Annotated in this window: 23 protein-coding genes; 17 read left to right on the top strand and 6 right to left on the bottom strand. The window is 63.2% G+C overall.

Annotated features, from left to right (window positions below):
- Positions 1–30 precede the first annotated feature (30 nt).
- Genes AC1DX6_RS13075 through erpA form a run of 4 tightly spaced genes read right to left on the bottom strand, consistent with a single transcriptional unit; the run spans position 31 to position 1,965 of the window.
- Positions 31–366: a hypothetical protein gene (locus tag AC1DX6_RS13075; RefSeq protein WP_477313915.1), complete on the bottom strand. Its 336-nt coding sequence runs from the start codon at positions 364–366 to the stop codon at positions 31–33.
- A 53-nt stretch (positions 367–419) separates the two neighbouring features.
- On the bottom strand, positions 420–1,214 hold the full coding sequence (xth, locus tag AC1DX6_RS13080) for an exodeoxyribonuclease III (RefSeq protein ID WP_477313917.1): 795 nt from the start codon (positions 1,212–1,214) through the stop codon (positions 420–422).
- 8 nt (positions 1,215–1,222) lie between these two features.
- Entirely contained in the window at positions 1,223–1,615 is a 393-nt protein-coding gene (locus AC1DX6_RS13085) for a VOC family protein (RefSeq protein WP_477313919.1), read from the bottom strand.
- A 2-nt stretch (positions 1,616–1,617) separates the two neighbouring features.
- Positions 1,618–1,965: an iron-sulfur cluster insertion protein ErpA gene (erpA, locus tag AC1DX6_RS13090; RefSeq protein ID WP_477313921.1), complete on the bottom strand. Its 348-nt coding sequence runs from the start codon at positions 1,963–1,965 to the stop codon at positions 1,618–1,620.
- 76 nt (positions 1,966–2,041) lie between these two features.
- Between erpA and AC1DX6_RS13095 the strand changes: the two genes are divergently transcribed.
- From AC1DX6_RS13095 to AC1DX6_RS13155, 13 genes are all read left to right on the top strand, one after another.
- Complete coding sequence (locus AC1DX6_RS13095) at positions 2,042–3,256, top strand: deoxyguanosinetriphosphate triphosphohydrolase (protein ID WP_477313923.1); 1,215 nt, start codon at positions 2,042–2,044, stop codon at positions 3,254–3,256.
- A gap of 62 nt (positions 3,257–3,318) precedes the next feature.
- Complete coding sequence (argS, locus tag AC1DX6_RS13100; protein WP_477313925.1) at positions 3,319–5,082, top strand: arginine--tRNA ligase; 1,764 nt, start codon at positions 3,319–3,321, stop codon at positions 5,080–5,082.
- Positions 5,083–5,185: 103 nt separating this feature from the next.
- Positions 5,186–8,485 (top strand): SPOR domain-containing protein, encoded by a 3,300-nt coding sequence (locus AC1DX6_RS13105; RefSeq protein ID WP_477313927.1) that lies wholly within the window; start codon positions 5,186–5,188, stop codon positions 8,483–8,485.
- A gap of 134 nt (positions 8,486–8,619) precedes the next feature.
- Complete coding sequence (gene nagZ / locus AC1DX6_RS13110) at positions 8,620–9,639, top strand: beta-N-acetylhexosaminidase (RefSeq protein ID WP_477313929.1); 1,020 nt, start codon at positions 8,620–8,622, stop codon at positions 9,637–9,639.
- Between the two features lie 62 nt (positions 9,640–9,701).
- Entirely contained in the window at positions 9,702–10,502 is an 801-nt protein-coding gene (locus tag AC1DX6_RS13115) for a segregation and condensation protein A (RefSeq protein ID WP_477315091.1), read from the top strand.
- Positions 10,499–11,266, top strand: a complete 768-nt coding sequence (gene scpB / locus AC1DX6_RS13120; protein WP_477313931.1) for an SMC-Scp complex subunit ScpB — start codon at positions 10,499–10,501, stop codon at positions 11,264–11,266. The genes AC1DX6_RS13115 and scpB overlap by 4 nt, the downstream gene beginning before the upstream one ends.
- Positions 11,267–11,445: 179 nt before the next feature.
- Positions 11,446–11,667 (top strand): twin-arginine translocase TatA/TatE family subunit, encoded by a 222-nt coding sequence (locus tag AC1DX6_RS13125; RefSeq protein ID WP_013895102.1) that lies wholly within the window; start codon positions 11,446–11,448, stop codon positions 11,665–11,667.
- Between the two features lie 29 nt (positions 11,668–11,696).
- Positions 11,697–12,452 carry a Sec-independent protein translocase protein TatB gene (gene tatB, locus AC1DX6_RS13130; RefSeq protein ID WP_477313933.1) on the top strand — a complete coding sequence of 252 codons (756 nt, stop codon included), beginning with the start codon at positions 11,697–11,699 and terminating at the stop codon, positions 12,450–12,452.
- A complete protein-coding gene (gene tatC / locus AC1DX6_RS13135; protein ID WP_477313935.1) occupies positions 12,449–13,321 on the top strand; it encodes a twin-arginine translocase subunit TatC in 873 nt (290 codons plus the stop codon). Before tatB ends, tatC begins: the two co-directional genes overlap by 4 nt.
- 107 nt (positions 13,322–13,428) lie before the next feature.
- A complete protein-coding gene (gene serS / locus AC1DX6_RS13140; protein ID WP_477313937.1) occupies positions 13,429–14,733 on the top strand; it encodes a serine--tRNA ligase in 1,305 nt (434 codons plus the stop codon).
- Positions 14,733–15,494, top strand: coding sequence for a 5'/3'-nucleotidase SurE (gene surE / locus AC1DX6_RS13145; protein ID WP_477313939.1), 762 nt, complete (start codon positions 14,733–14,735; stop codon positions 15,492–15,494). The genes serS and surE overlap by 1 nt, the downstream gene beginning before the upstream one ends.
- 26 nt (positions 15,495–15,520) lie before the next feature.
- Positions 15,521–16,174: a protein-L-isoaspartate(D-aspartate) O-methyltransferase gene (locus tag AC1DX6_RS13150; RefSeq protein WP_477313941.1), complete on the top strand. Its 654-nt coding sequence runs from the start codon at positions 15,521–15,523 to the stop codon at positions 16,172–16,174.
- 261 nt (positions 16,175–16,435) lie between these two features.
- Complete coding sequence (locus AC1DX6_RS13155; RefSeq protein ID WP_477313943.1) at positions 16,436–17,977, top strand: peptidoglycan DD-metalloendopeptidase family protein; 1,542 nt, start codon at positions 16,436–16,438, stop codon at positions 17,975–17,977.
- A gap of 165 nt (positions 17,978–18,142) precedes the next feature.
- Here the strand turns inward: AC1DX6_RS13155 and AC1DX6_RS13160 are convergent, their stop codons facing one another.
- Together AC1DX6_RS13160 and AC1DX6_RS13165 are read right to left on the bottom strand one after the other, a co-directional pair.
- Positions 18,143–18,973, bottom strand: coding sequence for an isocitrate lyase/PEP mutase family protein (locus AC1DX6_RS13160; RefSeq protein ID WP_477315093.1), 831 nt, complete (start codon positions 18,971–18,973; stop codon positions 18,143–18,145).
- A 120-nt stretch (positions 18,974–19,093) separates the two neighbouring features.
- Positions 19,094–19,969, bottom strand: a complete 876-nt coding sequence (locus AC1DX6_RS13165; protein ID WP_477313945.1) for an ATP-binding protein — start codon at positions 19,967–19,969, stop codon at positions 19,094–19,096.
- Between the two features lie 275 nt (positions 19,970–20,244).
- Between AC1DX6_RS13165 and yajC the strand changes: the two genes are divergently transcribed.
- From yajC to AC1DX6_RS13185, 4 genes are read left to right on the top strand one after another with little or no spacing between them, the layout of a single operon-like run.
- Positions 20,245–20,595, top strand: a complete 351-nt coding sequence (yajC, locus tag AC1DX6_RS13170) for a preprotein translocase subunit YajC (RefSeq protein WP_477247557.1) — start codon at positions 20,245–20,247, stop codon at positions 20,593–20,595.
- Between the two features lie 52 nt (positions 20,596–20,647).
- Positions 20,648–23,200: a protein translocase subunit SecDF gene (secDF, locus tag AC1DX6_RS13175; RefSeq protein WP_477313947.1), complete on the top strand. Its 2,553-nt coding sequence runs from the start codon at positions 20,648–20,650 to the stop codon at positions 23,198–23,200.
- A gap of 14 nt (positions 23,201–23,214) precedes the next feature.
- Complete coding sequence (locus AC1DX6_RS13180; protein ID WP_477313949.1) at positions 23,215–23,604, top strand: Mth938-like domain-containing protein; 390 nt, start codon at positions 23,215–23,217, stop codon at positions 23,602–23,604.
- Position 23,605: 1 nt separating this feature from the next.
- Positions 23,606–24,454, top strand: coding sequence for a phytoene/squalene synthase family protein (locus tag AC1DX6_RS13185; RefSeq protein ID WP_477313951.1), 849 nt, complete (start codon positions 23,606–23,608; stop codon positions 24,452–24,454).
- Positions 24,455–24,457 lie beyond the last annotated feature (3 nt).

Below are 24,457 nucleotides of genomic sequence, written 5' to 3' on the forward strand. Positions count from 1 at the left end.
ATTGTAGCAGAGACCGATGGCCTCGACGGCTCAGTTGGCAGTCGGCTCGCTTGGTTCGGCCGAGGGCAGGGTTGGCGCCGGTGTCGAGATCGGCGTGCTTTGCAAATGCGGCGCCAGCGTGTTTTCCGGACAACCGTCCTGGATCTTTGTCCACGATGTGTTGTTGAGCACCATGTCGCAGCGGGCGAGGTGGCTCTGACCGGCAAGCGTCAGGCAGGCGACCTGGCCGACCTGGAAGGATTTGCCGTTGGCAAGGCATTCCTGTGCGGCAAAGGCCGGCGGCGCGGCGGCTATCGCCACGGCGCAGCCAATCGGGCAGAGAGCAATACGGGCAATACGGATAGTCATGGGAACCCCAGCCGCCATGATGATCTCTCATCAAACGCGCGGTTTGTGGCGATAAGAGGTCCGCTTCAGCCTCAGGCCGGCTGCAGGGCCAGATCGATCGCCACCGGCACGTGGTCGGAGGGTTTTTCCCAGGCGCGCACGTGCTTTTCGATCGACGCCGAGGAGAAGCGGTTGGCGGCTTCCGGCGAGAGCAGCAGATGATCGATGCGGATGCCGTTGTCCTTCTGCCAGGCGCCGGCCTGATAATCCCAGAAAGTATAGACACCGGCGGCGTCGGTGACGGAGCGCACCGCTTCGGTGAAGCCGAGATTCTTCAGCCGGCGGAAGGCTTGCCGCGTCTGCGGCTGGAACAGGGCATCGCCCAGCCAGTTCTCCGGGAATTTCGCGTCGATTGGCTCGGGGATGACGTTGTAGTCGCCGGCCAGCACCAGCGCCTCTTCCAAAAGCAGGCGCTGCTCGGCCCAGCGATGCAGCCGCTCCATCCAGGCCAGCTTGTAGGGAAACTTTTTCTCGTCATCGATCGGGTTGCCGTTGGGCAAATAGAGCGAGGCGACGCGCAATGCGCCCTGGTCGGTCGAAAACACGCCCTCGATGAAACGCGCCTGCTCGTCCGTATCGTCGCCCGGCAGGCCTCTGTTGGCCTCGTCGAAGGGCAGCTTCGACAGCAAGGCGACGCCATTAAAACCCTTCTGGCCGTGGGTTTCGACATTGTAGCCCAGCGCCTCGATCTCGGCGCGCGGGAACTGCTCGTCGACCGTCTTGATCTCCTGGAGGCAGACGATGTCAGGGGCGCTTTCGCTCAGCCAATGGGTGAGGTTGCCGATGCGGGCTCGGACGCCGTTGATGTTCCAGGTGACGATTTTCATGGGCAGCCTCAATGATCTTCCGGCGCTAGACGTTCGACGAGGCCGACCGTATTGCCTGCGGGGTCCTTTAGGAAGGCCATCCACTCGCTTTCCCCCGCCGGACCGAACTGGCCTTCGGTGTCCTTGTGCACGAGTGTCGGCGGCGCGGTGAAGGGAACGCCGTTGGCCTTTGCCGAGGCGTGGAAGGTTTTGAGATCCGATATATCGAGATAGACGGTGCCGGCCGGCACGCCGTCGGTGAAGAACAAACGCACGTCACCGGCCATGATGAAGGCGATGCCCGGCGGATCGTAGCGAGCGTGAACGCTGAGGCCGAGCACGTCACGCCAGAAGGCGAGCGTGACGTCGAGATCGCGCCCGGCCGACAGCGCGACCTGACGGACCGCGCCGATGGCAGGCATGGTTATACGGAGAAGCTGGTGCCGCAGCCGCAGGAGGCGACCGCATTCGGGTTCCTGATCTGGAACGACTGGCCCATCAGATCGTCGACAAAGTCGATGACCGAGCCGCCCATATAGACCAGGGAGAGATCATCGATCAGCACGGTGGCGCCGTCTTTCTCGATGGCGACGTCGTCGTCGTTGCGGGTGTCAACGAGGTCGAACTTGTAGGAAAAGCCGGAGCAGCCGCCGCCTTCGACGGAAACGCGCAGCGCCGTCTTGCCGGTTTCGCCAGAGACGATTTTCGCGATCCGCCTGGCGGCGGAGTCGGTCATCTCGACTTTCATGGCAGTCTTGGCATCAGCGCCCATGGGCGTCACCTTGCTTTCGGTTTCACATGATAGGTATGAAGCGGGAAGGGGCAAGTCAACTGCGGCGGCATCAGCCATGACAAATGAGCTTGGCGACATTGGGTTCGGCTACCGGCCGCGCGCGGCCTATGCCAGTGACCCGGCGCGCTCACGCGGACGGCTGTTCGACGAGATGGAGAGCCCGACCCGCACGCCGTTCCAGCGCGATCGCGACCGCATCATCCATTCGACGGCTTTCCGCCGGCTGAAGCACAAGACGCAAGTGTTCGTCGCGCATGAGGGCGACCATTACCGTACAAGGCTGACGCATTCGATCGAGGTGGCGCAGATTGCGCGCGCTCTGGCGCGGGCGCTGCGCGGCGACGAGGATCTTGCCGAGGCTGTCGCCCTGGTGCACGATTTCGGCCACACGCCTTTCGGCCATACCGGCGAGGAGGCGCTGAACGAGAAGATGGCGGCGTGGGGCGGTTTTGACCACAACGCGCAGTCGCTGCGTGTGGTGACGCGGCTGGAGCGGCGTTATGCCGAGTTCGATGGGCTGAACCTGACCTGGGAGACGCTGGAAGGGCTGGTCAAGCACAATGGACCGCTGACCGACGCCAGCGGCAAGGGCCTGAAAGGCCAGGTGCCGCAGGCGATCCGTGATTATTCCGAGCTGCATGACCTCGAACTCGACCGTTTCGCCGGCATCGAGGCGCAGTGCGCGGCGATTGCCGACGATATCGCCTACAACACGCATGACATCGACGATGGCCTGCGCTCCGGCTTCCTGACGCTGGAGATGCTGGAAAAGGTGGCGCTGCCGGGGTCGATCCTCGCCGGCGTGCGTGCGCGCTATCCTGCGCTCGATGCCGTGCGCACCGGTCACGAACTGCTGCGCCGGCAGATCACCATGATGGTTGAGGACGTCATCGTCTCCACCACCGCCAACCTGACGCGTATCAAGCCGGAAAGCGCCGATGCGGTTCGGGCGGCTGGCGAGACGCTGGTGACCTTTTCCACCGAGATGGCGGCGGCCGAGAAGGAATTGAAGGCCTTTCTCTACAAGCATCTCTACCGGCACAGCGAGGTCATGCGAGTGCGCATCGACGCCGAGCAGATCGTGCGCGACCTGTTCGACGCCTATTTCGCCGATCCGCGCGCCATGCCCGATGGCTGGCGGGAGGGGCTCGACCGGGCCGAAGACCGCATCAAGGCGCGCAGCGTTGCCGATTTCCTAGCCGGCATGACCGACACCTACGCGCTCAAGGAGCACAGGCGTTTGTTTGACCACACGCCTGAATTAAGCTAGGGCGGGCTCGATTTTGCCGGCCAACGAGCTGGTGTCCTTCACAGTCCGCCAGAGCAAGACCCATGAACATCTTCGCCGATTTTAGCGCGCGAATCACAAAAGCCGTCGAAGCGCTTGATTTGAAAGACAGTGACGGCGTTTCGCCCGACCTGTCGCGCATCGCCGTCGAGCCGCCGCGCGACGCCAGCCATGGCGATCTGGCGACCAATGCGGCGATGGTGCTGGCCAAGCCGACCGGGCAGAATCCGCGCGCGCTCGCCGAACGGCTGGCGCAGGCACTGCGCACTGACGCCGATGTCGCCGCCGTGGACGTGGCCGGCCCGGGCTTCGTCAATCTGCGGCTCAAGGACGGCTTCTGGCAGGCGCATCTGACCGCGCTGCTCGGCGAAGGCCGCAACTATGGCCGCTCGAACATTGGCGGCGGGCGGAAGACCAATGTCGAATATGTCTCGGCCAACCCGACCGGCCCGATGCATGTCGGCCATTGCCGGGGCGCGGTGGTCGGCGACACGCTCGCCAATTTGATGGCGTTCGCCGGCTACGACGTGACCAAGGAATATGTCATCAACGATGCCGGCTCGCAGATCGACGTGCTCGGACGTTCAGCCTTCCTGCGCTATCGCGAGGCGCTGGGCGAGGACATTGGCGAGATCCCGGCCGGGCTTTATCCGGGCGACTATCTGGTTCCGGTCGGCCAGGCACTCGTCGCTGAATTCGGCCGCAAGCTGCTGCAGATGCCGGACGACGAGGCGCTGGCCATGGTCAAGGACCGGACCATCGATGCCATGATGGCGATGATCCGCGAGGATCTGGCGCTGCTCAACGTGCATCACGACGTGTTCTTCTCCGAGCGCACGTTGCACGCCGACAATGCCAAGAAGATCCGCTCGGCGATCAACGATCTGACGCTGAAGGGCCATATCTACAAGGGCAAGCTGCCGCCGCCCAAGGGCGAGAAGCCGGACGATTGGGAAGATCGCGAGCAGACGCTGTTCCGCTCGACCGCGGTCGGCGACGACATGGACCGGGCGCTGGCCAAGTCGGACGGCACCTTCACTTACTTCGCAGCCGACGTCGCCTATCTCAAGGACAAGGTCGATCGCGGCTTCGTGGATCTGATCTATGTGCTCGGCGCCGACCATGGCGGCTACGTCAAGCGGCTGGAAGCGCTGGCGCGGGCGATTGCCGGCGATGATCTGAAGCTCCAGCTTACCGTGTTGCTTTGCAATCTGGTGAAGCTGTTTCGCGATGGCGAGCCGGTGCGCATGTCGAAGCGTTCGGGTGATTTTGTGACGCTGCGCGAAGTGGTGGAGGAGGTGGGTCGCGATGCGATCCGCTTTATGATGCTCTATCGCAAGAGCGACGCGCCGCTCGATTTCGATTTCGCCAAGGTGACCGAGCAGTCGAAGGACAATCCGGTGTTCTATGTGCAGTACGCCTCGGCGCGCTGCCATTCGGTCTTCCGGCAGGCGAGCGAGCAGCTGGGCGAGGCCAATTTCGACCGCAACAGGCTGGCGGCGGGCGCGGCGTCTTTGACCGATGAGGGCGAGATTGGCCTGATCCGGAAGCTGGCGGAATATCCGCGGCTGATCGAATCGGCGGCCCTTGCGCTGGAGCCGCATCGGCTGGCATTCTACCTCTACGACCTTGCCTCCAGCTTCCACGGACACTGGAACCGGGGCACGGATAATCCTGACTTACGTTTTGTTAAGGTTAACGACCGACAATTGACGCATGCCAGACTAGGGCTGGTGCAGGCTGTTTCGGACGTTCTGACGTCCGGCCTGACGCTGATCGGAGCTGATGCGCCTACCGAAATGCGTTAGGTTTGACTAAATAACCTGTCACCTTTTGCCCACATTGCGCTGGTAAGGGCCAACCCTACGCGACGTCCATGGCGTCCGAATGAGTGCGAGTTCGGGAACAATAATGGCAGACAGAACCCAGCTGAAAGCAGCCGACCACAACGACATCTCCGAGGATGATCCGTTCGCGGAACTGACCAGGATCATGGGTTTCGATCCGCGTCAGCCGGTAAAGCCGCAGGCGCCAGCTGAACAGAAGGCCGCCCCCGCCGTTCAACTCGCGGACGAGGGCGATTTCGACATCGACCTCGAGAAGGAATTGATGGGCGAATTCGGCGACGACGACGTCGTCGATGCAGTTGCCGAGATTCAGCAACCTGCCGCCGAGGTTCACGAGCCGGCTTTCGAAACGGCCGATGCGATGGACGATGCGCTCGCCGCTTCGCTCGAACAGGATTTCCTGCTCGACGATGATGCGGCTAACGAGGCCGTTCATGGTTTTGCCGCTGCTCCCGAGGCTCCGGCCGTTGAAGCTGCTTTCGATGAAGATTTCGACAATGCCGTCGCCAGTTCGCTAGAAGACGTGTCGCCGTTCGAAGACGATCTGCCGATGGACGACGAGCTTGCAGCGTCGCTCGAGCAAGGGTTCCTGCTCGATAACGATGCGACTGACAACGACGAGCACAACATGGCTGCCGCCGAGGTTTCCGCGCCGGTCGCGGAGGCCGCGGTCGACGCTGATTTCGACCATGACGATTTCGACAATGCCGTCTCGATGTCGCTCGAGGATGAGCTGACACTCGACAGCCATTCACCTGATGAGGACCACAATGCCGGTCCCGTCGCTGCCGAGATTGCCGCATATCAGGCTGCACCGGTCGAGGCCGCAGCCGATGTGGATCAAGGGGTTTCCGAGGAAGATTTTGCCGGCCATTTCGATGATGCGATGGCCGATGTCGACATGGACTTCGAGGTTCGCGCCGAGCAGCCGGCCGCGGTCGACGCCCCGCTGGTGCACGAAACGCCGGCCGAGCCCGTCTATGCCGAGGACCACGCTTACGACGCCGCTTCGCGAGAAACATACGACCTTGCTCCGCAAGAGGTACAAGAGGCATTTGACGCTTTCGACCTGACCTTTGACGATGCCGAAGAGATCGAAGCGCCTGTTGCGCAGATCGCCGCCGTTCCGGCCCAGCCAATCATGGCTCCTGCCGTTGTGGCCGAGCCGGTCGCAGCACCCGTCGCCGCGACAGATGAACGGACATTGGAAGACGAGCTGAACGCGCTGCTGGGCACGATGAAGGCGCGGACGGCTCCGATGGTCAAGGAGCCTGCCGTGGTTCAGCAGCCAGTTGCACCGGTGCAAGGAACCGCCGGCCAGTCGACGGATCCTGTCAATGATCTCGATTGGGATCTCGATGAGCACGAGCCTGGGCAGCCGCTGCACGCCGAAGTGGCCCAGGCAGCCGATCTCGACAATCTTCTCCTCGACGAGTTCGAAGGTCACGACTTCGAGACTGGTGAAGCAGCGCCCGCGACCGCGGCTGCCACCGACATTCATTTCGATGACGATGCGTTCGATGCCGCTTTTGCCAAGGGTATCGATCTCGGTGCCGGCGCAGCAGCCGCTCTGTCGGCACGCTCGACGCCACCGGAGCCAGCTCGTTCGTGGAGCCGGATGACGCCCGTCGCCCAGTCGCAACCGTCATTTGCAACCCAGCCGATGGCCCCGCCGCCGGCCGCGGCAGTGCCGTCCTATCGGCCGGTCGAAACAGCTCCCACCTATGCGCAGCCCGAACCGACGCTGCCCGAACCGCCGCAGAGCTACGACGAGATGCCGGATGTCGAGACGGTCGATGTGCCCGAGCGCGTCGTCGCGCTGGCGGACGACCTCGATATTCCGGAACTCAACTTCGATGAGGACGAGCCGGCAGCGGCGGCCTATGACGATCTCGACGCCGAGTTCTCCAGCCTTCTCTCGGACATGAACACGACGGAAGTGGCTGCAGCGCCGCAACGCAACGCGGCCTATGACGACGATTCCTACAGCGCTGGTTTCAAGCCGGGCTATGAGCGCAACGATCAGCGCGCCTATGCGGCGCGGCCGGCGGAAGTGCCTGCCAAAGCAGCCACCAGTTCCTATGCCGACGCCGCAAACGGCTTCGACATTGACGACTTGCCTGGCAACCCGCCGGCTTCGCAGGCCGACGATTTCGCTGTCGACGAACTCGACTACGATCCCGAACTGGACGAGGCGATGGCGGTTCCGGGCCTGGCCGGGCAGGAGGCTGCCAGGAAGCCGCGCCGGAGCGGCCTGCTGATCGCGGCGGTTGTCGGTGCGGTGGCCATTGCCGGCGGTATTGGCGCCTTTGCCTTGTCCTTTGGCGGTAAGGGCGGCAGCGATGCGCCGGTGATCGTCAAGGCCGATAACGCACCGATCAAGGTCAAGCCGGAAAATCCGGGCGGCACTGTCGTGCCGAACCAGGACAACAAGGTCTATGACGCGGTGGTCAAGGGCACGAAGCCGGCCGAACCCGTGCAGGAGAAGCTGGTCACCAACACCGAAGAGCCGGTGGATGTCATCGCCAAGGAACCGCAGAGCCGAGTTGTCGATCTTTCACCCGATAACACCGATGCCGCTGCTGGCACCGATGCTGCTGCTGGCACCGATGCCACCGGCAACACCGATGCCGCCGCGGCACCCGCGCCCAAATCCGAGGACCGCATAGCGCAGGTTCTGCAGGAAGCCGACAAGGGCACGAATTCCGATGTTGTCGCCATCGCGCCGCGCAAGGTGAAAACCATGGTGGTCAAGCCCGACGGTTCATTGGTTGCGCGCGAGGATCCGGCACCTGCAGCGGTGGCGGCCACCGAGCCGCTCGATCCGGCGCCGCAGCATGTGGCCCCGACGGGCCAGGCCGACGCGGAGCAGACCGGCACCGTGCCGGCCGCGACGGAACAGGCCAGCGATGATCAGGCAAATGCCGATCAGACCGAGACCGCTAAGCCGGTCAAGCCGGCAGCCGCGCCAAAGGCGGAAGCCAAGGCTCAATCCGCCAACACGCCGGCGTCGGTTCCGCTTGCACCGCAACGCCCGTCCGACCAGCCGGTCGACGTGGTTGGCGAGGTCAAGCCCGATCAGGTTGCTTCCATTCCGGCGACCGCTTCGACCGCTGCCGGTGGCTCGTGGTCGATGCAGATCGCATCGCAGCCGACGGTTGAAAGCGCCCAGGCCAACTATGCGGACCTGCAGCGTCGTTATGGCAGCGTGCTCGCTGGCCGCACCGCCAACATCGTCAAGGCCGAGATCGCAGGCAAGGGCACCTTCTACCGTGTCCGCGTTCCGGCGCAGTCGCGCAACGATGCGATCAATCTGTGCACCAGCTACAAGGCCGCCGGCGGCAACTGCTTCGTGTCGCGCTAAAGTCTGGTCCAACCAATCAAAGCCGGCGCGGTCCCAGACCGCGCCGGCTTTTTTGTGTGGAATTGGATTTAGCCTTGAGGGCTTGCGGCTCGGCACGATTCCCTTTGTCACCGTGAAGCTCTAAACTCCTGCCCATGACCGAATCAAAATCCATGATCCTCGGCTGCGCCGGGAAATCGCTCACTCGCGACGAAATCCGTTTCTATCGCAACGAATGCCCGTGGGGCTTCATCCTGTTTGCACGCAACATCGGCGAGACCGAGCAGATCCGCGATCTGGTGGCTTCGATGCGCGACTGTATCGGGCGCCCGGATGCGCTGGTGTTCATCGACCAGGAAGGTGGCCGCGTGCAGCGGCTGCGGCCGCCATTGGCGCCGAACTATCCAGCCGGCGGCGCGCTGGGTGCCTTGTGGCGAGACGACCACGATGCCGGCGCCCGTGCCGCCTGGCTGATGGCGCGGCTGCATGCCTTCGACCTGCTGCGCTACGGCATCACGGCGGATTGCCTGCCGGTGCTCGACGTGCCGATCGAAGGCGCCAGCGACGTCATCGGCGCGCGCGCCTACGGCAAGGACCCTCGTCCGGTCATCGAACTCGGCCGCGCTGCTGCCGAGGGGCTGATGGCGGGCGGCGTGCTGCCGGTGATGAAGCACATTCCCGGGCATGGGCGGGCTTTTGCCGACACGCATTTCGAGTTGCCGACGGTCGATGCCTCGATGAGCGAATTGCAGCGGCATGATTTCGCCCCGTTCCGGGAGCTCAACCATCTGCCGATGGCGATGACGGCGCATGTCGTCTACAGCGCCATCGACCCGAAGAACCCGGCGACCACCTCGGGCAAGGTGATCGACGAGATCATCCGCCGCGAGATCGGCTTTGATGGGCTGTTGATGAGCGACGACACCTCGATGAAGGCACTTTCTGGGGATTTCCCGACAAAGGCAGCCTCTATCCTTGCGGCGGGCTGCGATCTGGTCCTTCACTGCAACGGGGTTTTCGAGGAGATGGCCGGCATCGCATCGCGCACCACCGGGCTTGAAGGCAAGTCGCTGGAGCGTGCAAAGCGGGCGCTGACCTATATAAAGAACCGTGATCGGGCTGACGAAACCGAGATACGCGCTGAATTTGCCACCTATTTCGACGCGGTGGCCTAGACCAGAAGGAAAAGGGGCAAGTGGCGGAGACATTGGAAAGCAAGGCCGCAAAGGCTGCACCGATGGACCGTCTGTGGGCCGAAAATGACGATTCACGCGTCACCGGCGACCCGTCGCTGGTTGTCGACGTGGCCGGGTTCGAAGGCCCGCTCGATCTTCTGCTGCATCTTGCCCGCAACCAGAAGGTCGATCTGTCACGCATCTCGATCCTGGCGCTGGTCGAGCAATATTTGACCTTTGTCGAGACGGCGAGGGCGCTAAGGCTCGAGCTTGCCGCCGACTATCTGGTGATGGCGGCGTGGCTCGCCTTCCTCAAATCGAAGCTTCTGATCCCCAAGCAGCCCGGCGACGATGGCGAGAGTGGCGAGGAACTGGCGGCGGTGCTGCAGTTCCGGCTGAAGCGGCTGGAAGCCATGCGCGACGCCTCGGCACGGCTGGTCAACCGCAACCGCCTCGGCCGCGACGTGTTCGCGCGCGGCATGCCGGAAATGGTCATCGTCGAGAAGCGCAACGCCTATTCGGCCTCGCTCTACGACCTGTTGACCGCCTATGCCCAGCAGCGGCAGAAACAGGCGATCACCAATGTGACGATCGCCAGGCGCGGTGTGTGGTCGCTCAAGGATGCGCGCGATATCCTGACCAGGCTGATCGGGTCGCTGCGCGACTGGACGGCGCTCGACGGTTTTCTGATCAACTATCTGACCAGTCCGGAAGAGCGGCGCACCGCGATTGCCAGCTCGTTTGCGGCGACGCTGGAACTGGTGCGCGAAGGCAGCATCGAAATGCGGCAGGACGAGGTGTTCGCGCCGCTCTATCTGCGCGGCCGAGCTCCGGGCATCAGGGCAGTCGAGGTGGCATCATGAGCGAGCGCGCCAACGCATCGGTCATTCCGTTCAAGGTCGATGAAGAAACCGAGGAGGGCGCCATTGTCCAGGATTCGGCTGAGACTATGACCCAGAATCCCGGCGAGCGGCTGCATATGGCGGAAGCCGTGCGCATGGCCGAGGCGATCGTCTTTGCCAGCGCCGAGCCGGTCAGCGAAAAGCAGCTTGCCGCGCGGCTGCCCGACGGCATCAACATTGCCGCCGCCATGGCTGAGCTGCAGCAGATCTATGCGCGCCGCGGCGTCAATCTGGTTCGCGTCGGCGATGCCTGGGCGTTCCGCACCGCCGGCGACCTTGCCTTCCTGATGAGCCGCGACACCGTTCAACAAAAGAAGCTTTCGCGCGCGGCTCTCGAAGTGCTGGCCATCATTGCCTATCACCAGCCGGTGACGCGCGCCGAGATCGAGGATATCCGCGGCGTCGAGACCTCGAAGGGCACGCTGGATACGCTGCTGGAGACGGAATGGGTGCGGATGCGCGGCCGCCGCAAAACGCCGGGCCGTCCCGTCACCTACGGCACCACCGAAACCTTCCTCGACCATTTTGCGCTCGAGGAAATCCGTGATCTTCCTGGCATGGAGGAGCTGAAGGGCGCCGGCCTGCTTTCCGGCCGCATGCCGTCGAATTTCTCCATTCCGCTGCCGCCGTCGGACCCCGATGCGCTGACCGACGATGAGGATCCGCTGACCGACATCGACCTCGAGGAACTCGGTCTGTTGACGCCGCGCGTCACGGAAGATTGACCGCAAGCCACTGTCAAAAAGCGGCTTGCGGCTGTAGATGCGCCGATTGGTAGCGGACCGCATCGCCGAAAATGCGTGACATCTGCCGCGCCTTCATAAACTTTGTCGCGGTTGTGTTTGAATCCCAACGCGAAAACGCATAGATCATCGCCAGGGAAAACATTCGAGAGAGAGTTACAATGGGTTCATTTTCGATTTGGCACTGGATGATCGTGCTGGTGATCGTGCTTCTGGTGTTCGGCCGTGGCAAGATTCCCGAACTGATGGGCGACATGGCCAAGGGCATCAAGAGCTTCAAGAAGGGCATGGCCGACGACGACGTTGCCGAAGACAAGCGCACCGTCGAGCACCGCGCCGACGAGACCGTTTCGGCGGTGAAGGAAAAGGCCAGCAAGAGCTGAGCCCAAGGTTCTAGTCGGAACACAGTGCCATGTTTGACGTCGGCTGGACCGAAATGCTGGTGATCGCGATCGTCATGATCGTGGTCGTCGGGCCCAAGGATTTGCCCAATATGCTGCGCACCTTCGGCCGCACGACGGCGAAGCTGCGCGCCATGGCGGCCGACTTCCAGAAACAGTTCAACGAGGCGCTGAAAGAGGCCGAACTCGACGACGTCAAGAAGTCGGTCGATTCGCTCAGAAGCCTCAATCCGGCGGCCGAAATCCGCAAGCAGCTCAATCCGTTCGAGCAAGCCGCGGCCGATGTTCGTTCCGGCGTCGACGCGGCGATGAAGCCGAAGCCGGCGGCCGATCCGGCGACGCCTGCTGCTTCGACGCCGCAGCCGGCCGAGCCGCTGAAGAACGGCGCCACGGATATGCCGGGTCTCAACGCAGCGGAAGCGTTGCCGGCCACGCCAATCTTTCCTGTCATGACCGACAGCTCGGTCGCGGCTGCGCCGCAAAAGGCGTCGGCGGCCAAGAAAACCGCCAAGCCAGCTGCACCGAAGCCGGCTGAACCCAAGCCGGCTGAACCGAGGGCAACCAAAGCCACGGTCGCGCCTTCGACGAAGGCGACGCCGGCAAAGGCTGCGCCCGTCGCGAAGGCAGCAGCCAAGGTGGCGGCAGTTCCGGCAAAGGCCGCCAAGCCGGCTGTAACCAAGACAGCAGTCAAAAAGGCTGAACCGAAGCCTGCGCCGGCAGCGGCGAAAAAGCCTGCAGCCAAGAAGACGGCGGGAGCCGCCAAGTGAGCGTTTCGGATACGGAAAAGGACGAGATCGAAAAGTCGTCAGCGCCGCTGATGGAGCATCTGATCGAACTGCGCCGGCGGCTGATCTGGTCGATCGGCGGCTTCTTCGTCGCCTTCCTGGTCTGCTTCTTCTTCGCCAAGCGGCTGTTCAACCTGTTGGTCATCCCGTTCAAATGGGCGACCAAATGGGCAGGCCTCGACCCGCACAAGGTCGAGCTGATCTACACGGCGCCGCAGGAATTCTTTTTCACCCAGGTCAAGCTCGCCATGTTCGGCGGCATGGTCATCGCCTTCCCGCTGATCGCCACGCAGATATACAAATTCATCGCGCCCGGCCTCTACAAGAATGAGCGCAACGCCTTCCTGCCGTTCCTGATTGCCTCGCCGATCCTGTTCCTGATGGGCGCATCGCTGGTCTATTTCTTCTTCACGCCGATGGTGATGTGGTTCTTCCTCGCCATGCAGCAGGCCGGCACCGACGATCAGGTGCAGATTTCGCTGCTGCCGAAAGTGTCGGAATATCTCAGCCTGATCATGACGCTGATCTTCTCCTTCGGCCTGGTGTTCCAACTGCCGGTGGTGACCAGCCTGATGACGCGGGTCGGCATGCTGTCGTCGAAGGCGCTGGCCGAGAAACGCAAATGGGCGATCGTCATCGCCTTCGTGGTGGCGGCGGTGCTGACGCCGCCCGATCCGATGAGCCAGATCGGTTTGGCCATTCCGACCATTCTGCTCTACGAGGTTTCCATCTGGGCGGCCCGGCTGATCGAGCGCGACCAGAACAAGCAAAAGTTGGCGCGCGAGGCGAAGGACGCCGCGGACGAAGCGGCGGAGAAGGCGGATACGCCTCCGACGCAGACTCCTTCGTAGGCCATAGCGTTCGCGCCAGCGGAAAAAGGCTGCGGTCGCCAAGCCCGATCTTGCATCGATCAAGGATGCGGTTTACGCCCTCAGGCCTTACTTGAGGACGAACAAACATGCTTGACATCAAATGGATTCGCGACAACCCGAAGGCCCTTGTCGAAGCGCTGCAGAAGCGCTCGTGGTCGGCCGAGGCTGCGCAGTCCACGGTCGATGATTTGATCGCCAGCGACGAAGCGCGGCGCGAGCATGTGACCGAGCTGCAGACCAGGCAAGAGCGCCGCAACGCCGCCTCGAAAGAGATCGGCAACGCCATGCGTTCGGGCGATGCCGCCCTTGCCGAGAAGCTGAAAGCCGAAGTCGGCGAGATCAAGACTTTCATCCAGAATGGCGAGGCGCGTGAACGCGAACTCGACAAGGCGCTGAACGACGCGCTGGCGGTGCTGCCCAACGTGCCGTTCGACGACGTTCCGGTCGGCAAGGACGAGCACGACAATGTCCTCAAGCGCACCGTCGGCAAGCTGCCGACACGCCCGAACTGGGTGAAGGAGCACTTTGAGATCGGCGAAGCGCTCGGCATGATGGATTTCGAGCGGGCGGCAAAGCTGTCGGGATCGCGCTTTACCGTGCTGAAGAGCGGGCTGGCGCGCATGGAACGCGCGCTCGGCCAGTTTATGCTGGATCTGCACACGACCGAGCATGGCTATGAGGAAGTGATCCCGCCGCTGATGGTGCGTGACGAGGTTCTGTTCGGCACCAATCAGCTGCCGAAGTTCGAGGAAGATCTCTTTTTTGTCCAGCATGGCGATGGGCGGCTTGGCTTGATCCCCACCGCCGAGGTGCCGCTGACCAACCTTGTCCGCGAGGAAATCACGGCGCATGAAAAGCTACCGCTGCGCTACACCGCGCTGACGCCGTGCTTTCGTTCGGAAGCGGGGTCGGCCGGCCGCGACACGCGCGGCATGCTGCGCCAGCATCAGTTCTACAAGGTCGAGCTGGTCTCGATCACCGACCAGGATTCTTCGCTCGCCGAGCATGAACGGATGACAGAGTGCGCCGAGGAAGTGCTGAAGCGGCTTGAATTGCCGTTCCGCACCATGACGCTATGCACCGGCGACATGGGTTTTGGCGCGCGCAAAACCTACGACATCGAGGTCTGGCTGCCGGGCCAGAACGCCTATCGCGAAATCTCGTCCTGTTCTGTGTGCGGCGATTTCCAGGCGCGGCGCATGGACGCCCGCTACAAGGACAAGGACGGCAAGGGCAACCGCTTTGTCCATACGCTCAACGGTTCGGGCACCGCCGTCGGCCGCGCGCTTATCGCTGTCATCGAAAACTACCAGAATGAGGATGGCAGCGTAACCATTCCTGAAGCGCTGCGGTCTTACATGGGTGGCCTGACGAAGATCGAAGCGAAATAATGCGCATCCTCCTGACCAATGATGACGGCATCCATGCCGAGGGCCTGGCGTCGCTCGAGCGCATCGCCCGCACGCTGTCGGACGACGTCTGGGTGGTGGCGCCGGAGCAGGACCAATCCGGCTACGCGCATTCGCTGTCGATCTCGGAGCCGCTGCGCCTGCGCAAGATCGGCGACAAGCATTTTGCCGTGCGCGGCACGCCGACCGACTGCGTCATCATGGGGGTGAAAAAGATACTGCCCGGCGCTCCCGACCTGATCCTGTCCGGCGTCAATTCCGGCGCCAACATCGCTGACGACGTCACCTATTCGGGCACCGTCGCCGGCGCCATGGAGGGCGCGCTGCTCGGTATCCGCTCGATCGCGCTCAGCCAGGGCTATTCCTACGTCGGCGAGGACCGCGTCGTTCCCTACGAGACGACGGAGGCGTTGGCGCTGGCGCTGCTCAAGAAGCTGGTCGCCATGCCGCTGCCGGACGGCGTGCTGCTCAACGTCAACTTTCCCAATTGCGCACCCGACGAGGTCGCCGGCACTGTCGTGACATCGCAGGGCAAGCTGGTGCACAGCCTATGGGTCGACGAGCGCCGCGACGGGCGCGGCCTGCCTTATTACTGGCTGCGCTTCGGTCGCGAGTCGGTCGAAGGCAAGCAAGGCACCGATCTCCATGCGCTGCGTAACCGTCTGGTGTCGGTGACGCCGCTGCAACTCGATCTCACCGCCCACGAAATCCGCGACCAACTGACCAAGGCACTGTCTGAATAGGGTTCTGGCATGAGCAAGGTTTTGGCATGAGCATGGCTGTCGACGACCGAGAAGGTTTTGCCGCCTTTCTGCTGCGCTTGCGTGGCCAGGGCGCGGTGCCAAAGGCGCTGATAGCCGCCTTTGAGGCGACGCCGCGGCGCGGCTTCATCTCCGGGCAGTTCCATTCGATCGCCTGGTCGGACGGCATGCTGCCGATCGAATGCGGCGAAGCAATCGAAGGCGCCGACTTGCAGGCGGCGGTGATCGCAGCCTTGGCAATAGAGCCGGGCAACCGCGTGCTCGAGATCGGCACAGGGTCCGGCTATACGGCGGCGGTGATGTCGCGGCTGGCATCGCGGGTCGTCACCATCGACCGCTACAAGACGCTGGCCGAGCAGGCCAGGCAGCGTTTCGAGGCACTCGCCATCGGCAACGTCATTGTGCGCCAGGCGGACGGTTCCAACGGGCTCGCCAATGAGGGTCCGTTCGACCGTATCGTCGCCTGGGCGGCGTTCGACAGCTTGCCGCGCTTCCTGCTCGACCAGTTGTCGAGCGGCGGCATCGTCATCGCGCCGATCGGCCCTGAGGAGGACGAGCAGGTGCTGGCCAAGCTGACCAAGGTCGGCAGCCGTTTCGAGCGCGAGGACATCGGCAGCGTGCGCCTGCAGCCGATCCTGCGCAGTGTTGCGGCAGTGATCTAGGGGTTTGTCGATATTCAGGTGATGCCGGCCTGCGAATGGCGGCTTCCTGCGCTTCCGGTACACACGGACCCAAATGTCCGCTGCGTTCCGGTTCTCGGTGTCAGCCATTCTCGGCTCGGCCTGACCTGAATCTCAACAAACCCGACCAGGCCCAAAATATTTTAAGAAAATTTGCGTCTGATTCTAAGGGGTTAACCGACCAGTAACATTAACGCGCTTTAATCATGCCTAGTTTGTACCGGGTATGTGCGGGTTAGTGCGATGCAATTCAGTGTTTTGAAGGCAAACGGGCGTAATCTGGCGCGTGGCTGCGCCGTCCTCATGGTCGCAGGCGCCGCTGCAGGGTGCAGCTCCCAGGTCTCGCGGTTCAACGGTGTCGACGACGTCTTCACCTCCTCGACCAACAATCAGCGCGCCATCATCGACAAGCAGGACGCCGCCCAGCCTTATCCGGGCGATGTCGGCGCCGCGCCGGTCGCCGCAGCGCCGGTCGACGGCAGCCACACCCAGTCGGTCAGCCGTTCCAGCCTGGAGCCGGTTACCGTTCAGCAATTGCCACCGGTCGCCCAGTCGCAGCCGGCACTGGCGCCTGCCGCAAGTCCTGTGCGTGCAGCCTCGGCTCCGGTTCTGGCGCCTCCCGCCAGGCATCTCGACAAAACAGCTACTGGCACCGTCGCGCCGGCGGCAAAGCCGTTCAAGAACGCGCAGCCCGACGCGCCAAAGATGGCGACGGCGGCAGGAACGCCGCATGCCACCGAGATCATCGTCAGGGACGGCGAGACCATTTCTGGCCTGGCGCAGCACTATCATGTGCCGGCCGACGTGATCATGAAGGTCAACGGCTTGAGCGCCACCAAGGGGCTGAAGACCGGCCAGAAGCTGGTCATCCCGGCCTATGCCTATTCGAGCAAGGATCAGACATCGGCGCCGAAGATTGCCGACGCCAAGCCCGCAAATGGCAAGCACGACCAGCCGGCGACAGCGCCGGACAAGGTGGCCGTGCTGCCGCAGCAGCCGAAGGTCAAGGACGGCAAAGCCGCCGCGCAGGTGGATGCATCCGCGGCAAAGCCGAAGGACGGCAAGCCCGCAGCACAGGTGGCTTCGGCTGCGCCCAAGGCGGCCGCCGGCACCTACACGGTCCAGCAGGGCGATTCGCTCTCGGCCATTGCCCGGAAGACTGGCGTCAGCACCGCTGCGCTGAAGCAGGCGAACGGCATGAAGGACGGACTGCTCAAGATCGGCCAGACGCTGAAGGTTCCAGCCGGCGGTACGGCAACGGTTGCCAGCGCCAAGCCGGCCAAAATTGACCCGGTGACGACGGCTACCACCCAGCCGGCGGCCAAACCGACGGAAACGCTGGCGTCCTATACGCCGCCGAAGAAAGACTCCAAGGTCATCCAGCAGGCCGAGGACGACGATGCGGTGGCGCCGGACGCCACCGGCATCGGCAAGATGCGCTGGCCGGTGCGCGGCCGCGTGATCTCCGGGTTCGGCGGCGGCAAGGACGGTGTCGACATCGCCGTGCCGGAGGGAACGCCGGTGAAAGCGGCCGAGAACGGCGTCGTCATCTATGCCGGCGACGGGCTCAAGGAATTCGGCAACACGGTGCTGGTGCGCCACGAAAACGGGCTGGTCACCGTCTACGGCCACACCAGTTCGATCGAGGTGCAGCGCGGCCAGAAGGTCAAGCGCGGCCAGGAAATCGCGCTGTCGGGCATGAGCGGCACCACAGACTCGCCGAAACTGCACTTCGAAGTGCGCAAGAATTCGGCCCCGGTCGATCCCTCTGGCTATCTCGAATAGGCGGGCTATCTCGAATAGAAGAAAAAAAAGCATTTGCAGGCCGTCTGACCTCCAGTCCGGCCCGCCGGCTCGGCCCGCTCCGTGAGGAGCGGGCTTTTTCAGTGGTTCGCGGCTCGGAGCCATTCGGCAAAAGAGGCAGTTACCGGGCAGACCCTCGGCGGGCTCTCAAGCCTTCGTCGATCCGGTAAAGAAGCCCTCCAGCTCCGCAAAACCCATGGCTTCTTCGGAAAACCGGAATGTCCCTGCCGATCTCATCTCCCGCGCGGCGCGGACGAACCTGCCAAACGCGAGCCGCGCCAGCGCCGAGCCGACACTGATCCGCTTGACGCCGGCGTCCGCCAGCTCAGCCACACCGAACGTTGCGCCGGGCATGCCCATGACGACATTGACCGGTTTCGTCACGGCGCTGCAAACGGTGCGGATCATGTCGAGGTCATGCAGGCCGGGCGCATAAAGCACATCGGCTCCGGCCTTCTCGAAAGCTTGCAATCTGCGAATGGTGTCATCCAGATCGGGGCGCCCCCACAAGAAGTTTTCGCAGCGCGCCGTAAGGACGAAATCGTCCGGCAGTGCCCGGCGTGCTTGCGCGGCCGCCTCGATGCGCTCGACCGTGAGCCCAAAGTCGTAGATCGGATCATCGCGCCGGCCGGTATGATCTTCCATGGAGCATCCGGCCAGGCCGATGCCGGCAGCGGCCTGGATCGTCTCGGCAGCGCTTTCCGGACTGTCGCCAAAGCCTTTTTCGAGATCGGCGGAGACGGGGAGCGGTGTCGCGGCCGCTATGGCCCGGCAGTGGCTTAGAGTGTCCGCCCGCGAGACCTGTCCCTCGGCGACACCGAGAGAGAACGCCATGCCGGCGCTGGTGGTGGCGAGGGCACGAAAACCCATGGCTGCGAGAATCCGCGCCGTGCCAATGTCCCAAGGGTTGGGGATGACGAACGCGCCCGGTTCCTCATGAAGCCTGCGAAACGCTGCGCCCTTGCTCTCCAATTGCACTCCCCTTTGGCCTTCGAGTTGCCGGAGCGGGAAAATGACATGAATCTCGGAACAAATAAAGAACAGTGCTTTTGGCAGGTGACAGCTTGGCCACACGCCTTCGGTTTCGGATGGCGGTTGCTAGTCATTGAGCGGCTTGCCCAGCCTTCCCGCCAGATCCTGGGTGAACTGCCAGGCGACACGGCCCGAGCGGCTGCCGCGCGTCGTCGCCCATTCCAGCGCCTCGGCGCGCAACGTCTCGGGGTCGATGGCGAGGCCGTGATGGCGGACATAGCCGTCGATCATATCGAGATACTCATCCTGCGAACATTTGTGGAAGCCGAGCCACAGGCCGAAACGGTCGGACAGCGACACCTTCTCCTCGACCGCTTCCGACGGGTTGATGGCGGTCGAACGCTCGTTGTCGATCATGTCGCGCGGCAACAAATGGCGCCGGTTCGAGGTAGCATAGAAGATAACGTTCGCCGGCCGGCCTTCTACGCCGCCTTCAAGCGCCGCCTTCAGCGACTTGTAGGAGGTGTCGTCATGGTCGAACGACAGATCGTCGCAAAACAGGATGACGCGAAAGGGCGCGGCCTTCAGCAGACCCATCAGCTTGGGCAGCGTGTCGATGTCCTCGCGGTGGATCTCGATGAGCTTGAGCGGCAGATCGAGTTTCGAAGACGCGTTGATCGCGGCGTGTACTGCCTTGACCAGCGAGGACTTGCCCATGCCGCGCGCGCCCCACAACAGCACGTTGTTGGCGGCAAAACCGGCGGCGAAGCGCTCGGTGTTGTCGACAAGGATGTCGCGGACGCGGTCGACGCCGCGGATCAGGCCGATGTCGACGCGATTGACCTTACGCACCGGCTCGAGATAGCCGGGATCGGCCTGCCAGACGAAGCAATCGGCCTCGGCAAGGTCGGTTTTCGGCACCGGCGGCGGGGCGAGGCGGGAGACCGCCTCGATCAGGCGATCGAGCTTGTCGTTCAGGGCGTCGATGGTGCTGTCGGTCATTTTCGCATCTTTATTTTTTGCATTCAGGGGCGTGTGAGGCGGTAATCCGGTCGATGCCGGTGGCATAAAAACCAGCTCCAACCTTTTGTTTGTGCGTGCTCTTTTCCGGAAACCTGACACCGCTGTTCGGGTTCAAGCTCTAACACGGGTCAACCGGTCGGAAAAGCAGCCGATTTGCCGGCTCGCGCAGTTGCATTGGCAACTTTACCGACTATATTCCGGCCAAATTTGGCGGGGCCGCTTTGTGGCCTTTTTTCCGTATTCAGGAGTTCTTGATGTTCGTCACACCGGCATTCGCCCAGGCTGCGGCACCCTCGCTGACCCCGCTCGGCCCGATGTTCGACCTCATCGTGCCGTTTATCCCGATTTTCGCGATCTTGTACTTTCTGATCATCCGGCCGCAGCGCGCCCAATTGAAAAAGCGCGCCGACATGCTGGCGGCGGTTCGTCGCGGTGACACGGTCGTCACCGGCGGCGGCTTTATCGGTAAGGTGACCAAGGTGATCGATGACCATGAGCTCGAAGTCGACCTCGGCGGCGGCACCAAGGTGACGGCGCTGCGCTCGACGATCGTCGATGTGCGGGTCAAGGGCGAGCCTGTAGCCAACCAGAACGCCAAGAAATAACCCAATTGTAGGCGGAACGCAGCCGCTTGTACGCCTGAACGGACGATAGACAATGTTATATTTCTCGCGCTTCAAGATGATCCTGATCTGGGTGGCCGTGGCCATCACAGTGCTTCTCGCGGCGCCCAATCTGTTCCCCGCCAGCACGTTGGCCCAACTGCCCAGCTGGGTGCCGAAGCGGCAGATGACGCTCGGCCTCGATCTGCAGGGCGGCTCGCACATCCTGTTGAGGATGGATCCAAACGACCTGATCAAGGACCGGCTGGAGACGACGCGCGACGAGATCCGGACGCTGCTGCGCGATGCCAAGCTTGGCTATACCGGCCTTGCCGGATCGGGCCGGACCGTGCAGGTCCGCATCACCGATCCCGCGCAGGTGGAAGCCGCCAAGACGGCGCTGAAGTCATTGACCGATCCTGTTGCCGCGGGCCTGTTCAGCGGCGGCTCCATCCAGGAGATGACGCTGGATGACAGCGAGCCCGGCCTGCTCAAATTCACCGTCACCGACGCCGGCATCAAATACCGCACGGCGACGGCGCTGGCGCAGTCGATCGAGGTCGTCGAACGCCGCGTCAACGCGCTGGGCACGACCGAGCCGATCGTGCAGCGGCAAGGCGACGACCGTATCCTGGTCCAGGTGCCAGGCCTGCAGGATCCGCAGAAGCTGAAGGACATGCTCGGCACGGTCGCCAAGCTGAACTTCCAGATGGTCGACCAGTCGATGTCGGTGCAGGACGCGCTCAACGGTCGTCCGCCGGCAGGTTCCTCCATCCTCTACTCGCAGGACGATCCTCCGGTTCCCTATCTGATCGAGAACCGCGTCATCGTCTCGGGTGAGAGCCTCGTCGATGCGCAGGCGACATACAATTCCCAGACCAACGAGCCGGTGGTTTCGTTCCGCTTCGACTCCAAAGGCTCGGCGCGCTTCGGCCAGGCGACCTCACAGAATGTCGGCAAGCTGTTCGCCATCGTGCTCGACGACCAGGTTATTTCGGCGCCGCAGATCCGCGAACCGATCCTGGGCGGCACCGGCCAGATTTCAGGCAGTTTTACCGCTGAGACCGCCAACAACCTCGCCGTGCTGCTGCGCGCCGGCGCGCTGCCGGCCAAGCTGACGGTGATCGAAGAGCGCACTGTGGGTCCGGGTCTTGGCCAGGACTCCATCCATGCGGGCAAGGTTGCCGGCATCATCGGTTCGATCCTCGTCGTCGCCTTCATGTTCGTGGCCTACGGCTTCCTCGGCTTCCTCGCCAACATCGCTCTGGCAGTCCATGTGGCGATGATCGTCGGGCTGTTGTCGCTGCTAGGCGCGACGCTGACCTTGCCGGGCATCGCTGGTATCGTGCTGACCATCGGCATGGCGGTCGATTCCAACGTGCTGATCTATGAGCGTATCCGCGAGGAGCGACGGAATGGCCGCTCGGTGATCCAGGCGATCGACACCGGTTTCACCAAAGCCCTGGCGACCATCGTCGATTCCAACATCACCTCGCTGATTGCAACCGTGGTGCTGTTCTATCTCGGCACCGGGCCGGTGAAGGGCTTTGCCATCACCTATGCCATCGGCATCCTGACCACCGTCTTCACCGCCTTCACCTTCACCCGTCTGCTGGTGTCGATCTGGCTGCGCCGGGCGCGCCCGAAGGAGTTGCCGCGGGCGCCGGTGACGTTCATTCCGGCCGGCACGAAGATCCCGTTCATGGGCATTCGCCGCTGGACATTCGCCCTGTCGAGCGCGCTTTCGATTCTCTCGGTGGTGCTGTTCCTGACCGTCGACATCAATTACGGCATCGACTTCAAGGGCGGCTCGCTGATCGAGGTGCAGGCCAAGACCGGCAATGCCGATCTTGCCGACATCCGCGGCAGGCTGACGGAACTCAACATCGGCGAAGTGCAGGTGCAGCAGTTCGGTGAGCCGAACGACGTGCTGATCCGCGTCGGCACGCAGGACGGCGGCGAGAACGCCGAGCAGACCGTCATCGACAAGGTGCGCGGCGAGCTGCAGGACCAATACGACTTCCGCCGCGTCGAAGTGGTGGGGCCGACGGTCTCCGGCGAATTGGCCAAGCAAGGCACGATCGCCATGCTGGTCGCACTGCTCGGCATCCTGGTCTACGTCTGGTTCCGCTTCGAATGGCAGTTCGCGGTCGGCGCCATCGTCGCGACGGTCCACGACGTAGTCATGACGCTCGGTTTCTTCGTCATCACCGGGCTTGAATTCAACCAGTCATCGCTGGCGGCGATCCTGACCATTATCGGCTATTCGCTGAACGATACGATCGTCGTCTATGACCGCGTTCGCGAGGATCTGCGAAAATACAAGCGCATGCCGTTGCCGCAATTGTTGAACAACGCCATCAACGAAACGCTGTCGCGAACGACGCTGACTTCGGTGACGACGATCCTGGCGCTGCTGGCGTTGGTGCTGTTCGGCGGCGAGGTGATCCGCTCGTTCACGATGGCGATGCTGTTCGGCGTTGTCTTCGGCACCTATTCGTCGATCTTCATCGCTGCGCCGCTGCTGATCCTGTTCAAGTTGCGGCCGCAGACCACGACCGCTGACGATGAAAAGCCGGTCGGCGGCGGCAAAGCCGTGGCGACCTGACGAACGCTGCGCTCGTGGCAAAAGGCATCGTCATCCGCGAGGCGCATTTCCCCGGCCGCGCGCCGATCGAGGCCTATGGCAATGGCGGGTTCCGCTTCGCCGACATGTCGCATCGCGGCTCGCTGCTGTGCCTGCCCACCGGCATTTACGGCTGGGAGCCGGCCGATCCGGCGGCCCTGACCGCGGCGGATTTCGAAAAGTTGCTGGCCGAGGCCGGCACGGTCGAGATCTTGCTGGTCGGTTGCGGCAAGGATCTCAGGCCATTGCCGGTTGCACTGCGCGCGGCACTGAAAGCAGCAGGCATTTCATCCGATCCGATGTCGACCGGGGCGGCAGTGCGGACCTACAATGTGCTTCTGGCGGAAGACCGCGCCGTGGCCGCCGCGCTGATCGCCGTCGACTGACATGGCTGTTACCAGCAAGATCGTCATGGACGCGGTGCGCACCGCCGACCACGACCGCTATCTCACAGCGCTCTATGCGCCGGCGGACAGACGCGACGCGCTGTTTTCGCTCTATGCCTTCAACGCTGAGATTGCAGGCATTCGCGACCGCATCCATGAGGCATTGCCGGGTGAAGTGCGGCTGCAATGGTGGCGCGATGTCATCGCAGCGGACGATGATGGGGTCGGCCATCCTGTCGCCGATGCCTTGAAGGCGGCGATTGCCGCCCACAGCCTGCCGAGGCCAGCATTCGACAATATGCTCGAAGCGCGCATCTTCGATCTTTATGACGATCCGATGCCGTCGCGCACCGATCTCGAAGGCTATTGCGGCGAGACGGCATCCGCCCTCATCCAGTTCGCGGCAATGGTGCTCGACCCCGTCGAGGCGCCGCGCTTTGCCGAACTTGCCGGCAGGGCAGGTTGCGCACAAGCGATGACCGGCCTGCTGCTTCTGCTGCCGCTGCACCGCAAGCGGGGACAGTGCTTTGTCCCGGCCGATATTCTGGCGGCAGCAGGATCGTCGCCGGAAGAGTTTGTTACCGGCGATGGCGGCCCGGGCGCGAAACGTGCGGTGGCGGCAATGATCGCGCTGGCGCGGGAGCATCTTTCCGCCTTCGAGCAGGGAGCATCGGCGTTGCCGGTCTCGCTGCGCCCGGCATTCCTGCCGCTGACGCTGACGCGCGCTTATCTCGGCAAGATGGAAAGCCATTCACCGTTCAATGGCCCGGCGCAACTTTCGGCGTTGCGCCGGCATTGGCTGCTGTTGCGCCGCGCCTCGCAAGGCTGGCCAGCCAGACGTCAATCGTAACAG

This window comes from Mesorhizobium sp. P2_C4, from assembly GCF_056404575.1.

Excerpts from the sequence above, each read along its gene's own strand:
- AC1DX6_RS13075 (WP_477313915.1), bottom strand. The coding sequence starts at position 366 with ATGGCGGCTGGGGTTCCCATGACTATCCGTATTGCCCGTATTGCTCTC.
- xth (WP_477313917.1), bottom strand. The coding sequence starts at position 1,214 with ATGAAAATCGTCACCTGGAACATCAACGGCGTCCGAGCCCGCATCGGC.
- AC1DX6_RS13085 (WP_477313919.1), bottom strand. The coding sequence starts at position 1,615 with ATGCCTGCCATCGGCGCGGTCCGTCAGGTCGCGCTGTCGGCCGGGCGC.
- erpA (WP_477313921.1), bottom strand. The coding sequence starts at position 1,965 with ATGGGCGCTGATGCCAAGACTGCCATGAAAGTCGAGATGACCGACTCC.
- AC1DX6_RS13095 (WP_477313923.1), top strand. The coding sequence starts at position 2,042 with ATGACAAATGAGCTTGGCGACATTGGGTTCGGCTACCGGCCGCGCGCG.
- argS (WP_477313925.1), top strand. The coding sequence starts at position 3,319 with ATGAACATCTTCGCCGATTTTAGCGCGCGAATCACAAAAGCCGTCGAA.
- AC1DX6_RS13105 (WP_477313927.1), top strand. The coding sequence starts at position 5,186 with ATGGCAGACAGAACCCAGCTGAAAGCAGCCGACCACAACGACATCTCC.
- nagZ (WP_477313929.1), top strand. The coding sequence starts at position 8,620 with ATGACCGAATCAAAATCCATGATCCTCGGCTGCGCCGGGAAATCGCTC.
- AC1DX6_RS13115 (WP_477315091.1), top strand. The coding sequence starts at position 9,702 with ATGGACCGTCTGTGGGCCGAAAATGACGATTCACGCGTCACCGGCGAC.
- scpB (WP_477313931.1), top strand. The coding sequence starts at position 10,499 with ATGAGCGAGCGCGCCAACGCATCGGTCATTCCGTTCAAGGTCGATGAA.
- AC1DX6_RS13125 (WP_013895102.1), top strand. The coding sequence starts at position 11,446 with ATGGGTTCATTTTCGATTTGGCACTGGATGATCGTGCTGGTGATCGTG.
- tatB (WP_477313933.1), top strand. The coding sequence starts at position 11,697 with ATGTTTGACGTCGGCTGGACCGAAATGCTGGTGATCGCGATCGTCATG.
- serS (WP_477313937.1), top strand. The coding sequence starts at position 13,429 with ATGCTTGACATCAAATGGATTCGCGACAACCCGAAGGCCCTTGTCGAA.
- surE (WP_477313939.1), top strand. The coding sequence starts at position 14,733 with ATGCGCATCCTCCTGACCAATGATGACGGCATCCATGCCGAGGGCCTG.
- AC1DX6_RS13150 (WP_477313941.1), top strand. The coding sequence starts at position 15,521 with ATGAGCATGGCTGTCGACGACCGAGAAGGTTTTGCCGCCTTTCTGCTG.
- AC1DX6_RS13155 (WP_477313943.1), top strand. The coding sequence starts at position 16,436 with ATGCAATTCAGTGTTTTGAAGGCAAACGGGCGTAATCTGGCGCGTGGC.
- AC1DX6_RS13165 (WP_477313945.1), bottom strand. The coding sequence starts at position 19,969 with ATGACCGACAGCACCATCGACGCCCTGAACGACAAGCTCGATCGCCTG.
- yajC (WP_477247557.1), top strand. The coding sequence starts at position 20,245 with ATGTTCGTCACACCGGCATTCGCCCAGGCTGCGGCACCCTCGCTGACC.
- secDF (WP_477313947.1), top strand. The coding sequence starts at position 20,648 with ATGTTATATTTCTCGCGCTTCAAGATGATCCTGATCTGGGTGGCCGTG.
- AC1DX6_RS13185 (WP_477313951.1), top strand. The coding sequence starts at position 23,606 with ATGGCTGTTACCAGCAAGATCGTCATGGACGCGGTGCGCACCGCCGAC.